The sequence below is a fragment of the Burkholderia sp. LS-044 genome (assembly GCF_004803625.1).
GTDB lineage: Bacteria > Pseudomonadota > Gammaproteobacteria > Burkholderiales > Burkholderiaceae > Burkholderia > Burkholderia cepacia.
On record NZ_SSWO01000001.1, the window covers coordinates 430,174 to 444,940 of the forward strand.

A 14,767-nucleotide genomic window follows, 5' to 3' on the forward strand; every position below is an offset into this window, starting at 1 on the left:
GTAGCATCCGGCTCAGTCGGCCAGCACCCAGGTGTCCTTGGTGCCGCCGCCCTGGCTCGAGTTGACGACGAGCGATCCCTCCTTCAGCGCGACCCGCGTGAGCCCGCCCGGGGTGATGCGGATCCGGTCCGACACCAGCACGAACGGCCGCAGGTCGACGTGGCGCGGCGCAAGGCCGGCGTCGGTCAGGATCGGCGTCGTGGACAGCGCGAGCGTCGGTTGCGCGATGTAGTTCGCGGGGCGTGCGCGCAGCTTCGCGGCGAACGCCTCGATCTCCGCTTTCGACGCGGCCGGCCCGACCAGCATCCCGTAGCCGCCCGAGCCGTGCACTTCCTTCACGACCAGTTCGTCGAGATGGTCGAGCACGTACTTCAGGCTGTCGGCCTCGCCGCAGCGCCAGGTCGGCACGTTCTCCAGCAGCGCCTTGCGGCCCGTGTAGAACTCGACGATCTCCGGCATGTACGAGTAGATCGCCTTGTCGTCGGCGATGCCGGTGCCGGGCGCGTTCGCGATCGTGATGTTGCCCGCGCGGTAGACGTCCATGATCCCTGCGACGCCGAGCACCGAATCGGGGCGGAACGTGAGCGGATCCAGGAACGCGTCGTCGACGCGGCGGTACAGCACGTCGATCGGCTGGAAACCTTCGGTCGTGCGCATCGCGACGCGGCCGTCGATCACCTGCAGGTCGCTGCCTTCGACGAGATGCACGCCCATCTGGTCGGCGAGGAACGAATGTTCGTAGTAAGCGGAGTTGTGGATGCCCGGCGTGAGCACCGCGACGGTCGGGTTGTCGGCGTTGCCGCCCGGCGGGCATACGGCCGCGAGCGACTGGCGCAGCATCTGCGGATAGGTTTCGACCGGGCGCACCTTCACCTGCTGGAACAGCTCCGGGAAGAGCTGCATCATCGTCTCGCGGTTTTCCAGCATGTACGACACGCCGGACGGCGTGCGCGCGTTGTCTTCCAGCACGTAGAACTCGTTCTCGCCGGTGCGCACGATGTCGACGCCGATGATGTGCGTGTAAACGTTGCCGGGCGGCCGGAAGTCGATCATCTCCGGGATGAACGCTTCGTTGTGCGCGATCAGGTGCTTCGGCACGATGCCGGCGCGCACGATTTCCTGACGATGGTAGATGTCGTCGAGGAACGCGTTGAGCGCCATCACGCGCTGCTCGATGCCGAGCGACAGCCGGCTCCATTCCGTGCCCGAGATGATGCGCGGGACGATGTCGAACGGAATCAGCCGCTCGGCGGCCTCCGCGTCGCCGTAGACGGCGAACGTGATGCCCGTCTTGCGGAACACGCCTTCCGCGTCGTGGGCTTTCTGGGCGAGGCTCGCGGGATCCTGCGTGTCGAGCCACTGCTTCAGGCGCGCGTAAGGCGCCCTTACCATGTCGCCGGATTGCAGCATTTCATCGAATGGCTTCATCGATCTTTTCTCCATCGATCGTTTTCCCCGGCATTGCGCATGCCGGACCGGCGTAACGACTGCGTTGCAAGGAACGTGCCTTGCGGGCTCCCTCGATAATCCCCCCTTTTTGCGCCGCGCCAGGCACGCCCGGGCGATATTGCGCACCACAGTGGTGCAGCCCCCGACGCGACGTGCGACGACGGTGCGTCGCAGGCGCGCACGGCCGATGCTGCGCCGCGTCTTCCGAACATAGTTCCCCCGCGTGTCACGAATGTGCAATCTGCACTGCACAAAAAAAACGGCGCGACCGGGCACCGGGCCGCCACAATGGAGGCGGGCCGGCACGCACACGGCGCAACCGGCCCTGGGGGAAGTACCGTCTGCGGCGCGCCGGCAGTTCGATGCTGTGAACTGTCCGGTTAGCCGGATCCGGCACCTCAACGCTATGCAGCCGTAATCCCGCCGACAACGCCCATGCATATTTCGACTGACACCAATCGAAAAAAAACATCGGGCCGACCCACGCGAGGCGCGGTACGCTAGAAAATTAGTGCAGCACGGGGTGCCGCCCTTCAGGCGCCCGACTATAAAAAGCGAAGATCGAAATGGAAGCAAAGTGGCTGGAAGATTTCCTGAGCCTTGCGGATACCAAGAGTTTTTCCCGGGCCGCACGTCACCGGCACCTCACGCAGTCGGCATTCAGCAGACGAATTGCCGCACTCGAAACCTGGATGGACGCGAAGCTGGTCGACCGGAGCATCAACCCGATCACGCTGACGCCGGCCGGCCAGATGTTCCGCGGGCTCGCCGCTGACATCCTGCGCAGCATGTATGCGGCGCGCAATCTCGTGAACGGCTACGACCAGTTCGCGGCCAGCGATCAGGTCGTGCGTTTCGCGGTCGCCCATACGCTCGTCTTCACGCTGTTCCCCGAATGGCTCAAGCAGCTCAACGGCGAAGTCGGCCACGTGACCGCGCGCGTGAACGCGGTGAACGTGCCGGAAGGCGTGCAGCAGCTCGTCGAAGGTGAATGCGACCTGCTGCTCGGCTATCACCATCCGCAGTTGCCGATCGTGCTCGACCCGAACCACTTCCCGTTCGTCAGCCTCGGCGTCGAACGGATCCTGCCCGTATCGACGCCCGATGCGCGCGGCAAGCCCGTGTTCCAGCTGCCGGGCACACCCGACGCACCGCTGCCGCTGCTCGCGTATTCGTCGGGCGCGTTCCTCGGCAACATCGTCGAGATGCTGCTGCTGAACGCAACCGAACCGTACGTGGTGCACCGGTGCTTCGAGACGCACATGTCCGAGGCGTTGAAGGGCATGGTCGTGGCCGGGCACGGGATCGGCTGGCTGCCGGAAAGCTGCGTCGCGAAGGAACTCGCGGAAGGCACGCTCGTATGCGCGGGTTCCGGCGACTGGATCACCGAACTCGAAATCCGCCTGTATCGGTCGGCCCGCAAGCGCGGGCTCGCGGCCGAGCAACTGTGGACGTACATCATGAACCGGCCGCGCGCAGCGGTCGAAGGTGCCGTCGGCGCGGACGAACAGGCATCCGCGCCGGCGACGCGCATCGCGCGGCGCAGCGCGGGCGCCGGCCGCTGATCTTCGCGATTGTGTTTGCGTTCGCGTTCGCGTCGTGTCCGGCGACGACGCGAACGCAACCGCGAATTTCAGCCATGCGGTGTGCGCATGCATCCGCGTCGCTTCCCGGCGAACGCGACCCGCTTTTCCGACAGCAAACCGCGATCCCGACGTCGCCTGAAAAATAACGCGCCAGACCGGTAATCGTTATCAGCGGAATCGCAAACGTTTGCAATTCACGGCTTGATTTTTTTACATCCGACACGATACCCGGATATATTCCGTCTTATTATCAGGACAGAAATAACCTGTTACAGAACAAATTAAAAGTTTCGATTCACCCGTAACAATCTAAAATACCAGCAACGTCACACCGCCCTTTTATTTCGCTCGACCTGTACCCGAATCGACCTCGATTCGCCGCAAACACAGTCGCAAATATTCCTTTTATCAGTCGTTATTTTTCGGCACGAATGCCGATACGACAGACGTGATTCAATGCGTGCGGGATCGTTGCTACCGAATAGCAATATTCATATTCGGCAATATCGACTTTCTTCAGTATTAAGAGAGTCATGCAAATCCGCCCTTATCCTATGTAAATAGGATATTTCACTGCCGTCCCATTCGGGCCACACGCGATTGTTGGTTCGTAATCCATCGTGTATCAATAGCGTGTCGCAAAAAGAACGCTGGCAAATTTGACTCGGAATAAATACTCGTCATTGATTCCGGAACGGAGGTTGCAATGCCTTCCTCGATTCGACAGCACGCTCGCCCCTTCCTGAGCGCCGCCCTCTCCGCGCTCTGCATGAATGCAACGGCCCAGACGCCTGCGTCGGGTCCCGGCGACGGACGCTACGTGATCTCGTATATCTGCGGCGACGCGCGGATCGACGGCACGGCGCCGCTGCCTCCCGACGGCCGGCCGTACAACCTGGGCGTGTCGTTTGCTTCGGCCAGCACCGGGCAGCCGCTTGCCAATGTGCAGGTGCGCCTGCGGCGCCATGGACGCGTGCTCGTCGAATTCAACGCGTCCGGGTCGCGCTGCCTGTTCAGCGTGCCCGACGCAAGTTACCGGGTGGAAGGGACGTACCAGGGCGCCACCCAGTTCGCGATCGTGGAAACGGGGGCACTCTCCACGCAGTTGCGATGGTAAGTCCCGCCTGACCCCGCCCCGATCACGCCCTTCACCGCCGCGCATCGAATCAAGGAGCATTGCATGCCTCCTGCCGAACGACCGGACCGCTCGCCCGCCTCCCAGCCGAAACCCTCCTGGGGCCCGGGAAAGAACGCAGCACTCAGCTTCGTCGCGTTTGCCACGATCTTCGGCATCTTCGCGTATGCCGAGCGAGACACGACAGTCGGCCACCCGAGCGTGGCGCACGACATCTCCAGCGCAATCGGAACCGCGGTCGGGAAGTATCGCAACGCGATCGTGACCCTGGCCTCCCGCGCGAGCACGTCGTCCGGCACATCCGTCGCGCCCGTGCCGGCGTCGACACGCGCGCAGGCCGTACCACCCGCGCCGCCATGGCAGGCAGCGTCGGCGTCGGCCGCCCCCGAGGTATCGACCGTGCCGCCCGTCACGCTCGCGGTCGCACCGGAAACCGCGCCGCACCCCGCTTCCCGCGCCGTCGCGACGCACCGGCGGCCGTCGCATGCGCCACCCGTGACACTCGCGGCCGGTACGCAGCCGGCAGCCGCCTCCGGTCGCGCCGCCACGCGGCACGGCGCCACGCATCGGCCGCCGCATGCGGACACGCTGGCAGGCACGGACAAGCGGATGAACTTCGCGCCCAAACCCCGGGCGTACGGCACCGACCCCACGCGCATGCAGACGGCGAGCGTCACGCGCGCGGAACTGGACAGCGCGCGTGCGCTGGCGAAGGCGCGCTCGTGCGCGGTGATCGACGAATGGAACTGTGTCGAGCAAAACGCGAGCCGGGCGCTCGCGATCGACCCGACGAACAGCGAATCGCGTGCCTTGCTCGGCCAGGCGATCCGTAACCGGCTGTGAGCCGGCGCCGCATTGCCGGGCACTCGCAGCCCGGCCGCGCGACACGCGACGACGTGCCTCGTCACGCGTGTCACCGATGTGATCGTTTCGAAAGGAGGACACCTCGTGGCCAACAATCATCAACAATCCTGCACGGCCGTCGCTCCGTCCAACCGGCGGATCCTCCTGCATGCGCCACTGGTATTGCTGCTCGTCGCGTCCGGCCCCTGCTTCTCCGCCGAAGGCGATACGGAGTCGGGCCGCATCAGTGAAATCGCCGGGTCCGCCGGCGCACCGGACCGAAGGCCGCCCGACGTGTCGGCACAGGGTTCGCCCGCGCCGGATGTGCAACCGCCGAATGCGCGGACGCTGATCGCGCAGGCATCGAGTGCGCAGATGTCCGACACGGCGACTCCTGCCGGTTCGCAGCCCACTTCTCAGCCCGCTTCGCCGACCGGTCAGCCCCCCGGTCCGCAAACACCGGGAGCGCCGACGTCGAGCCCGTCGACACCGGGCATGCCGGCGCCGAACGCGCAGGCCCCCGGCGCGCAGCCGCCAGCCTCCCAGGTACCCGAAGCCCAGGCGCCGAACGCGCAGATACCCGACCTCCGCACCGCCGATCCGGCCACGGTCCGCAACGACGTGTTCGGTCTCGCATCGAGCGGCGGCGCGGTCAAGGCGCTGGAGGAAGCGAAAGCGCGCCCCGACGTGTTCTCCGCGGTCGATCTCGCGCGGCTCGAGGAACTGTCGATCCGCCAGCAGGTGCGCGGCGGACGCGACAAGTCGCGCTCGATGACGAGCCCCGACCGCTTCGACGGGATCGACAACGCGCTCGCCGCCGCGAACGACCTCGACAAGCGGATGCCGTCCACGCCCGAGTATTCGCCGGTCAGGACGGCGCTCGCCGGCGACCGGACGGTAGCGCTGGCGGCACGCGGCGAGATGAAGCAGGCCGTCGCGACGTTCGAGACGATCCCGCCGGACGCGGAGATCTCGATCGACGCACTGGCGGCCGTCGGCGACGCGTACCTGTACCTGAGCGAACCGGGCAAGGCCAACGCGGTGTACCAGCGCGCGCTGAAGCAGGCGACCGCGCCGCAGGCCGACATCGCGACGCGCGGCTTCCAGTACGGCGCACGCACGCGCCCGATCGAATTGCGCGAGGGGCTGTTCTGGTCGTACGTCGACCAGGGACGCGCGGCCGATGCGAACCTGGCGCTCGAGGACATGGGCAAATCGCTGCCGCCGGCCAAGGACGTGCGCACCTGGGGGCCGGAAAACGACGACTACCTGCGCTACTACCGGCTGCGCGCGCAATACCTGATCTACACGGGCCGGGTGGACGAAGGGATCGCCTCGCTGGAAAAACTCGAGAAGGAAGTGCCGTTCAACGCGGAAGTCCGCGCCGCGCATGCCGACGCCGTCTCGGGCCAGTCGCACCCGCGCCAGGCGATCGCGATGTATCGCGCGTCGCTGACCGACCACCCGGACAGCGTCGAGATGCTCGCGGGGCTCGGCCGCGCATCGCTGACGGCAGACGATTATGCGAGCGCGAGGAACGTCGACCAGACCCTGGGCAACACGTTCCCGGACAGCGGCGCCGTGCGCGGGTTCAAGCGCGACTACAAGGCGTATCGCAGCCCCGTGTTCACGACCGACCTGAGCTTCGAGCACGGCAACAGCGCACTGGCCGACAACAGCTTCACGTCGGACAGCTATGTGTATTCGCAACCGTTCGGCGACAACTGGCGGGTCTTCTCGCATACGTTCTTCGGCCATGCCCAAACCGACGGCGGCAACATCAGCCGCACGCGCACGGGCGTCGGCGGCGACTACCGGCACGGGCCGCTCACCGTGCTGGGCGAAGTCACGCGCTCGTTCGGCGCGGACGGCCGAACCGGCGGCCGCGGGTCGATCGCGTACGCGCTGAACGACTACTGGACGGTGGGGGCCGGGCTCGACACCAACGACAACTCGCTGCCGTGGAAGGCGTATGCCGCGCACATCTGGGGCCGCTCCGCGAACGTCTCGGTCGTGTATCGCCAGAGCGACCGCCGCGAAGTCAAGCTGAACTACGGCGTGAGCCGCTACAGCGATTCGAACCTGCACCAGGAGATTTCCGCGACCGCCACGCAGCGCGTGTACACGTCCGCCACCCAGCTCGTCAACGTATCGCTGGACCTCGGCACCGACAGCAACACGCGGCAGGACGCCCCCTACTTCAACCCGGGCCGCGACTATGCGGCCGCGGCGACCGTCATGCACCAGCTGACGCTGTGGAAGAAGGGCGACATGTCGCTGCAGCAGCGCCTGTCGGCGTCAGGCGGTGTTTACAACGAGCGCGGCTTCGGCACGAGCCCGCTGTGGACCGCGCGCCTCGAGCACGCGTGGACGTTCAAGCACGACATCACGCTGACCTACGGCGTCGAAATCAGCAGTCATGCGTACGACGGCCAGCGCGAGCGCTCCGAAACCGGCTTCCTGTCGGTCAACCTGCCGTTCTAGCAAGGAGATCGGACAATGCAATCCAGACGGACCTTCATGTGCGGATGCCTCGGTACGTTTGCGGCCTGTTCGTTGTTCCCCGGCGTGTCGAACGCCAGGATGATCGACCTGCTGCCGCCGTCCGATCCGGTCGACGGCAAGACGTTCCGCGTGATCTGCATGCATGACGTGCGCGACAACCTGCTCGCGACGTTCTCGTCGTCGACGATGGTCGATCCGTACGCGGTCGATACCGGCACGCTGACGGCCATCTTCTCGTGGCTGCAGACCAACAACTACCACACCGTGACGGTCAGGCAGATCGAAGCGTCACGACACGGCGGCAAGCCGCTGCCGCCGCGCGCGGTGCTGCTCACGTTCGACGACGGCTACAGCAGCCACTACACGAAAGTCCTGCCGCTGCTCGAGCGCTTCAAGTATCCGGCCGTGATGGGCATCGTCACCGCCTGGATCGACGCGCCGCTGGATACGCCGATCAAGATCAGCGACAAGGTCCAGATGCCGCGCGACTACTTCATGACGTGGGACCAGGTGAAGAAGGTCGGCCAGTCGGAATTCGTCGAGCTCGGGTGCCACACGCACAACCTTCATCACGGCGCGGTCGCGAATCCGCAAGGCAACGAACTGCCGGCGACCACGTCGCACCTCTACCTGCAGGACCAGAAACGCTATGAAACCGACGCCGAATTCGAAGCGCGCGTGCACGACGACCTGCAGACATGCGTGCGGCAGATCCGCGAACGCACCGGCATCGTCGCACGCTCGATGGTCTGGCCGTACGGCGCGGAAAACCAGCCCGTGCGCAAGATCTCGACGTCGCTCGGCATGGACATCCAGTTCAGCCTCGATGCCGGCCCGAATACGCCGGACGTGCCGCTCGACCGGTTGCGGCGGATCCTGATGATGTACGACGTCGACATCGGCGGGTTCGAGCGGTCGATGCGCGAGCCGGCCTCCAACCGCGGCGACGTCGACATTCCCGAGCGCGTCGTGCAGGTCGATCTCGACCAGGTCTACGATCCCGATCCGGCGCGCCAGGAAGCGAATCTCGGCAAGCTGATCGAGCGCATCTACCGGATGCAGCCGAAATCGGTGTACCTGCAGGCGTACGCCGACCCGAAGGGCACGGGTGTCGCGGAATCGCTGTATTTTCCGAACCGGCACCTGCCGATGCGCGGCGACCTGTTCTCGCGCGCCGCCTGGCAGCTCAGCACGCGCTCGAACGTGCAGGTGTATGCGTGGATGCCGGTGCTCGCGTTCCGGCCGCGGGCGGACAAGCATCGCGGCCTGGAAGCCGTCAGCGCATACGGCGGCGCGCCGGCGCGCGAGAACGGTTCGCGCGTGTACCGCCTGAGCCCGTTCGACCCCGAAGCGCGGCTGTTCATCGAGCAGATCTACGAGGATCTCGGCAAGTACGCGTCGTTCAGCGGCATCCTGTTCAGCGACGACGCGGTGCTCGACGATTACGAAGACGCCGGCCGGCACGCGCTGAGCACGTACGCGCAATGGGGCCTGCCGGCCGACATCGGCAAGATCCGCGCGACACCCGACCTGATGAAGCGCTGGACGCGGCAGAAAAGCCGCTACCTGATCGACCTGACGCGCCAGCTGGAACAGATCGTGCTCGCGAACCAGAACGCCGGCGACGTGCTGACGGCGCGCAACATCTTCGCGCTGCCGGTGCTGAAGCCGGAATCGGAAGCGTGGTTCGCGCAAAACTACGACGATTTCCTCGCCACCTACGACTTCGTCGCGCTGATGGCGATGCCGTACATGGAACAGGCGCAGGACCCCGAGCGCTGGATGGACCAGCTCGTCGACGCCGTCCGCGCGAAACAGCTCGGCACCAGGCGCACCGTGTTCGAACTGCAGTCGTACGACTGGCACGCGCGCAAGGACATCGGCGGCACCGCGCTGCTCGCGCAGATGCGGCGCCTGCGCAGCAAGGGCGCGGTGAACTTCGGCTACTACCCGGACAACTTCCTGAACAACCAGCCGGACCTCGACACGATGCGCGACGTGATGTCGCTGAAGTCGCGCCTCGATCCGACCTCCATCAACGCGCTGATGCAGATGCAGAAAACACAGGGGACGAAGACGCCATGACCAGCCACAGCATCATCCAGCGCCTGCAGGATTTCGTCTTCTACTACCCGTTCTTCATGTCGTACCTGTGGATGATCGGCGGTGTCGTCCATTACTTCCTCCTCGAGGAAGGGCGCGTGCTGTCGACGCGCACGATCGCGGCGAGCGGGATCCCGAAGATCTCGATCGTCGTGCCGTGCTTCAACGAGGCGGCGAACGCGCAGAGCGTGATCCGGCACCTGAACGCGATGGACTACCCGAACTACGACATCATCGCGGTCAACGACGGCAGCCAGGATCGCACCGGCGAGATCCTCAACGAGCTGGCCGTCGAGATCCCGCGGCTGCTCGTGATCCATCACGCGCGCAACGAAGGCAAGGCGGTCGGGCTCACGACCGCGGCCGCGATGTCGAACGCGGAATACCTGCTGTGCATCGACGGCGATTCGCTGCTCGCGCACGATGCGATCGGCTGGATGCTCGAGCACTTCCTGACCGACCCGGGCGTCGGCGCCGTGACCGGCAACCCGCGCATCCGCACGCGCACCTCGCTGCTCGGCCGCATGCAGGTCGGCGAATTCTCGTCGATCGTCGGGCTGATCAAGCGCACGCAGCAGGTGTACGGCCGCATCTTCACGGTGTCCGGCGTCGTCACGATGTTCCGCAAGACCGCGCTCGCCGACGTCGGCTACTGGAGCGCGGACATGCTGACCGAGGACATCGACATCAGCTGGAAGCTGCAATGCCGCGACTGGCGCGTCGTATACGAACCGCACGCGCTCAGCTGGATCCTGATGCCCGAGACGCTGATGGGGCTCTACCGGCAGCGGCTGCGCTGGTCGAAAGGCGGCATCCAGGTGCTGCTGAAATATGCGGGCACGCTCGCGCGGCCGACGCAGATGATGATGTGGCCGCTGTTCGCCGAGTACCTGATCGGGATCGCGTGGGCCTATTCGATGTCGTTCATCCTGCTGCTCGCGCTGGTGGACGTCGTCTATCCGCTGCCGCTGAGCTGGCACGTATCGGTCGTGCCGCACTGGCACGGGATGTTGCTGGTTGCGACCTGCATCCTGCAACTGATCATCGGCAGCATGATCGATCGTCAGTATGACGAAAAACTCCTGATGTACTTCCTGGACACCATCTGGTACCCCGTTGCTTTCTGGCTGATCAGCATGATCACCACCGTCGTCGCCCTGCCGGCCGTCGTGCTGCGGGGCCGCGGCAAGCGGGCCGTGTGGGTCAGCCCCGACCGAGGCATTCAACATGAAGAACGCGCCGATTATTGACCTCTCCCTGCGCACGCCGCGCGAAATGATCACCGAACGCGGCCGCGTCGCCGGGCTCGCGCAGGTCGTCTGGTTCCGTCTCGTGCGGCCCGCGCTGGTGGGCGCCGTATGGGCGTCGATCTGCATCTATACGTATCGCTACCTGCTGCCGTTCAACCCGGCCGAGATGCCGATCGAACAGATGGTGTTTTACGCGACCAGCATCGCGATCATCGCGGGCGCCATCGTCATGTGGCTGATCGCCGGGCGCGTCGTGCATCCGCTGGCCTTCCGGCTGCGCGTGTCGAAGATGCTGCGGCGTTCGGCCAGCGCAAAGGTGCGCTCGGTGCCGCCGACCGTACTGGCCAGCGCCCGTCGGCGCGGCGCGCGCCGCACGACGCGCATTCTCGTCGCGTCGCACGACGCGAACGGCTCGATTTCAGGCATCGAATGGGTCGCCCACGCGGGGCCGCCGCCCCGCGAGTAGGTCAGCGGAGCCGCGCCGCCGCGCACGGGGCCGCATCGGTGCCGCGCGGCGCCACTCCTGAAGCCGCACTGCCGCGCTGTGCCGGCAGGCCGGCAACCTTTTGCAGTTTTTGCAGACGAGGTGAATCATGTGCGGAATCGTCGGAGCAAGCGGCCTGAACAATCAGGTGCCGCAACTGGTCAATGCGCTGAGCCGGCTCGAGTATCGCGGCTACGATTCGTGCGGCATCGCCGTGCAGGACGACGGCCGCCTGCGCAGCGAGCGCACGCTGCGGCGCGTGACCGACCTGCAGGCCCGCGTGCTGACGCTGGGCCTCGAGGCGCAGACCTGCATCGCGCATACGCGCTGGGCGACACACGGCGCACCGTCGGAAATGAACGCACATCCGATCATGTCCGGCGACACGATCGCGGTCGTGCACAACGGCATCATCGAGAACCACGACGCGCTGCGCGTGGAGTTGCGCGAGCGCGGCTACACGTTTCGCGGCCAGACCGATACCGAGGTGATCGCGCACCTGATCCACAGCCTCTATCGCGACGACCTGTTCGACGCGGTCGTGCGCGCGGTGAAGCGGCTGCACGGCGCGTACGCGATCGCCGTGCTGTGCGCGCGCGAGCCGCAGCGCCTCGTCGCCGCACGCGCGGGCTCGCCGCTCGTGATCGGCATCGGTGCCGAACAGAACTACCTCGCGTCGGATTGCGCGGCGCTCGGCGACCTGACCGACCGCTTCGTTTACCTGGAGGACGGCGACGTCGCGCTGATCACGCCGGAGCGCATCGCCGTGGTCGACTCGGGCGGGCACGACGCCCAGCGCCCGCTGTGCCAGGTGAAGGCGCGCGAAGGCGACGCCGCGCTCGGCCCGTACCAGCACTTCATGCAGAAGGAGATCTTCGAGCAGCCGAAGGCGATCGACAACACGCTCGACGGCATCGACACGATCTCGCCGGCGCTGTTCGACGCGACCGACGCCGCGCGCGCGCGACTGTCGAGAGTCAGGAGCGTGCTGCTGCTCGGCTGCGGCACCAGCTACTACGCGGGCCTGACCGCGAAATACTGGCTCGAGTCGATCGCGGGCGTGCCCGCCCAGGTCGAGATCGCCAGCGAATTCCGCTACCGCGACACGGTGGCCGATCCGCGCACGCTCGTCGTCGGCATCTCGCAATCGGGCGAAACCGCCGACACGATCGGCGCGATCGAACGGGCACGCGACATGGGCCAGGAAATGTCGATGGCGATCTGCAACGTGGCGACCAGCACGATCGCACGCAACGCGCCGCTGCGGTTCCTGACACGGGCCGGCATCGAGCTCGGCGTCGCGTCGACGAAGGCGTTCACGACGCAGCTCGTCGCGCTGTTCGTGCTGACGCTGACGCTCGCGCAGCTGCGCGGCCGGCTCGACGCGGCGCAGGTCGCGCAGCACCTGAAGCAGTTGCGTGCGCTGCCCGAACGCATCGGCCACGCGCTCGCGCTCGAAACGCAGATCATGGGCTGGGCCGCGAAGTTCGCGCGTACCGAAAACGCGCTGTTCCTCGGGCGCGGCATTCATTTTCCGATCGCGCTGGAAGGCGCACTGAAGCTCAAGGAGGTGTCGTACATCCACGCCGAAGGTTATGCGGCCGGCGAACTGAAGCACGGCCCGCTCGCGCTCGTCACGAGCGCGATGCCGGTCGTCACGATCGCGCCGGACGACCGCCTGTTCCAGAAGCTGAAGTCCAACATGGCCGAGGTGCGCGCGCGCGGCGGGCGGCTCTACGTGCTGGCGGGCAGCGCACTCGACATCGACGCAGACCGCGACACGCACCTGATCCGCGTGCGCGAATCGAGCGACCTGCTGTCGCCGATCGTCAACGTGATCCCGCTGCAACTGCTCGCGTATCACGTCGGCTGCGCGCGCGGCGCCGACGTCGACAAGCCGCGCAACCTCGCGAAATCGGTGACCGTCGAATGAGGTGGCGAGCGCGCCCGACGCAGGCGGTCGCGCGGTGCGTCGCGGCCGCGCTGTGCGGCGCATGCGGCATCGTCACGGCGCCGCCGGCCTTCGCCGCCACGCCGGCCGTGCATACGGTCACCGTGCCGGCCGCCCCGTCCCCCCACCCGGCCGCCGATCCGCGCAGCTTCATGCACGGCATCGGCGTGGCCGACGCCGGCAACGGCAAGCGCTGGGTGTTCTTCAGCAGCTCGGGCATCGTGCCGCGCGGCGCGATGCGCAGCGGCAACTGGCCGCATGACGTGTACGTCGGCGAATGGCTGCCCGGCGCGGCGCACCTGCTGCACGTCCATACGTTCATCAGCCGCCCCGAGGCGCAGGAACCCGTGTCGATCGCGCAGAACGCGCGCGGCGACATCTTCGTGACGTTCGAGGACGGCTGGAACGCGCCGCAGGAAGTCAGCCAGCGCTACGGCGTGTACCGCCGCGACCTGAAGCCGGTCAAGCCCTACCCGAACGACGTCGAATCGGGCGGCCACTCGGGGCACGTCGCCACGGCTGCCGACCGCTTCGTCGTGTTCTATTCCGCCGACTGGATCGACGGCGGCGGCGTCGACAACCTCGGCAGCGGCAACGGCGTTTACGTGAAGACCTACGACGCGGCCGGGCGCGTGCTGAACCACGTCGCGGTCGCGCCGCACCGCCGCGAGTGGTGGCCCGTGGTCGCGGGCTCGCCGCATGCCGCGCTGCTCGTGTGGCAGAAGTTCATCGAAGGCAGCACGAGCGCGACGCTCGAATACGCGATGTTCGACCCGATCACCGCGAAGCTCGACAAGCTGGGGACGCTGAACGACGCGATCCAGTACTACGTTTACGCGTCGGCGTATGTGCCGGAGATCGACCGCTTCATCGTCGTCACGACGACGGCGGACGATCGCGGCGTCGCGATGCTGATCGCGCCGGACGGCCGCCGCACGGCGACGCTCGACTGCCTGCCGGCGTCGGTGCGCGAATCCGGCATCGGGGTGTCCGGCACGCATGCGTACGTGCCGATCCGCGACGGGCGGCTGCTGACGCTGGCGCTCGGGCCGGCGGAGATCGCGGTCGGTGGTGTGCAGCGTTCGCCGATTCCGTGGGGCATGACGGGCATCGCCGGTTTCCCGGCGCGCGGCAGCGCGATGCATTTCGTGTCGCTGACACCGTCGGGCACGCGCGAAGCCGATTTCGAACCGGCGCATGACACGCCGATGCCGAAACGCGAAGCGCCTTGCTCGAGTCATTGAAGCGACGGCGCGCCGGTATCGCGCGGCTCATGCCGGATGGGTGCGGTCAGTCCGCGTTTTCGCGCTCCAGTCCGAACCGCGCCATGCAATGCCACACCCATTTGGCCGTCTGATAGTCGAGTGTGCCGTCGCACGCGCGGCCGAGCACGGCTGGCGTCACGATGCGGTCGACGGCGATGCGTTCGATCGCGCCGGCGGCCACGATCGTCGGATATGG

General features: G+C 66.5%; 11 protein-coding genes. 9 read left to right on the plus strand and 2 right to left on the minus strand.

Annotated features, from left to right (window positions below):
• Nucleotides 1-12: 12 nt before the first annotated feature.
• Nucleotides 13-1,428 (minus strand): circularly permuted type 2 ATP-grasp protein, encoded by a 1,416-nt coding sequence (locus E9536_RS01885; RefSeq protein ID WP_168799488.1) that lies wholly within the window; start codon nucleotides 1,426-1,428, stop codon nucleotides 13-15.
• Between the two features lie 587 nt (nucleotides 1,429-2,015).
• Between E9536_RS01885 and E9536_RS01895 the strand changes: the two genes are divergently transcribed.
• From E9536_RS01895 to E9536_RS01935, 9 genes are all read left to right on the plus strand, one after another.
• Complete coding sequence (locus E9536_RS01895) at nucleotides 2,016-3,014, plus strand: LysR substrate-binding domain-containing protein (RefSeq protein ID WP_027791302.1); 999 nt, start codon at nucleotides 2,016-2,018, stop codon at nucleotides 3,012-3,014.
• Nucleotides 3,015-3,741: 727 nt separating this feature from the next.
• A complete protein-coding gene (locus E9536_RS01900; RefSeq protein ID WP_027791301.1) occupies nucleotides 3,742-4,152 on the plus strand; it encodes a hypothetical protein in 411 nt (136 codons plus the stop codon).
• 63 nt (nucleotides 4,153-4,215) lie between these two features.
• Nucleotides 4,216-5,013 (plus strand): hypothetical protein, encoded by a 798-nt coding sequence (locus E9536_RS01905; RefSeq protein WP_136469178.1) that lies wholly within the window; start codon nucleotides 4,216-4,218, stop codon nucleotides 5,011-5,013.
• A gap of 105 nt (nucleotides 5,014-5,118) precedes the next feature.
• Nucleotides 5,119-7,497 carry a poly-beta-1,6 N-acetyl-D-glucosamine export porin PgaA gene (gene pgaA / locus E9536_RS01910; protein WP_136469179.1) on the plus strand — a complete coding sequence of 793 codons (2,379 nt, stop codon included), beginning with the start codon at nucleotides 5,119-5,121 and terminating at the stop codon, nucleotides 7,495-7,497.
• A gap of 15 nt (nucleotides 7,498-7,512) precedes the next feature.
• Nucleotides 7,513-9,603, plus strand: a complete 2,091-nt coding sequence (gene pgaB, locus E9536_RS01915; protein WP_027791298.1) for a poly-beta-1,6-N-acetyl-D-glucosamine N-deacetylase PgaB — start codon at nucleotides 7,513-7,515, stop codon at nucleotides 9,601-9,603.
• A complete protein-coding gene (pgaC, locus tag E9536_RS01920) occupies nucleotides 9,600-10,871 on the plus strand; it encodes a poly-beta-1,6-N-acetyl-D-glucosamine synthase (RefSeq protein WP_060172567.1) in 1,272 nt (423 codons plus the stop codon). The genes pgaB and pgaC overlap by 4 nt, the downstream gene beginning before the upstream one ends.
• Nucleotides 10,849-11,337, plus strand: coding sequence for a hypothetical protein (locus tag E9536_RS01925; RefSeq protein WP_027791296.1), 489 nt, complete (start codon nucleotides 10,849-10,851; stop codon nucleotides 11,335-11,337). The genes pgaC and E9536_RS01925 overlap by 23 nt, the downstream gene beginning before the upstream one ends.
• A gap of 127 nt (nucleotides 11,338-11,464) precedes the next feature.
• Complete coding sequence (glmS, locus tag E9536_RS01930; RefSeq protein WP_136469180.1) at nucleotides 11,465-13,288, plus strand: glutamine--fructose-6-phosphate transaminase (isomerizing); 1,824 nt, start codon at nucleotides 11,465-11,467, stop codon at nucleotides 13,286-13,288.
• A complete protein-coding gene (locus E9536_RS01935; RefSeq protein ID WP_136469181.1) occupies nucleotides 13,285-14,550 on the plus strand; it encodes a hypothetical protein in 1,266 nt (421 codons plus the stop codon). The genes glmS and E9536_RS01935 overlap by 4 nt, the downstream gene beginning before the upstream one ends.
• A 46-nt stretch (nucleotides 14,551-14,596) precedes the next feature.
• Here E9536_RS01935 and E9536_RS41270 read toward each other — a convergent pair whose 3' ends face one another.
• Entirely contained in the window at nucleotides 14,597-14,752 is a 156-nt protein-coding gene (locus E9536_RS41270; protein WP_168799485.1) for a hypothetical protein, read from the minus strand.
• Nucleotides 14,753-14,767 lie beyond the last annotated feature (15 nt).

Bases quoted from the DNA above. Each gene is read 5' to 3' on its own strand.
- E9536_RS01885 (WP_168799488.1), bottom strand. From the start codon at position 1,428: ATGAAGCCATTCGATGAAATGCTGCAATCCGGCGACATGGTAAGGGCG.
- E9536_RS01895 (WP_027791302.1), top strand. From the start codon at position 2,016: ATGGAAGCAAAGTGGCTGGAAGATTTCCTGAGCCTTGCGGATACCAAG.
- E9536_RS01900 (WP_027791301.1), top strand. From the start codon at position 3,742: ATGCCTTCCTCGATTCGACAGCACGCTCGCCCCTTCCTGAGCGCCGCC.
- E9536_RS01905 (WP_136469178.1), top strand. From the start codon at position 4,216: ATGCCTCCTGCCGAACGACCGGACCGCTCGCCCGCCTCCCAGCCGAAA.
- pgaB (WP_027791298.1), top strand. From the start codon at position 7,513: ATGCAATCCAGACGGACCTTCATGTGCGGATGCCTCGGTACGTTTGCG.
- pgaC (WP_060172567.1), top strand. From the start codon at position 9,600: ATGACCAGCCACAGCATCATCCAGCGCCTGCAGGATTTCGTCTTCTAC.
- E9536_RS01925 (WP_027791296.1), top strand. From the start codon at position 10,849: ATGAAGAACGCGCCGATTATTGACCTCTCCCTGCGCACGCCGCGCGAA.
- glmS (WP_136469180.1), top strand. From the start codon at position 11,465: ATGTGCGGAATCGTCGGAGCAAGCGGCCTGAACAATCAGGTGCCGCAA.
- E9536_RS01935 (WP_136469181.1), top strand. From the start codon at position 13,285: ATGAGGTGGCGAGCGCGCCCGACGCAGGCGGTCGCGCGGTGCGTCGCG.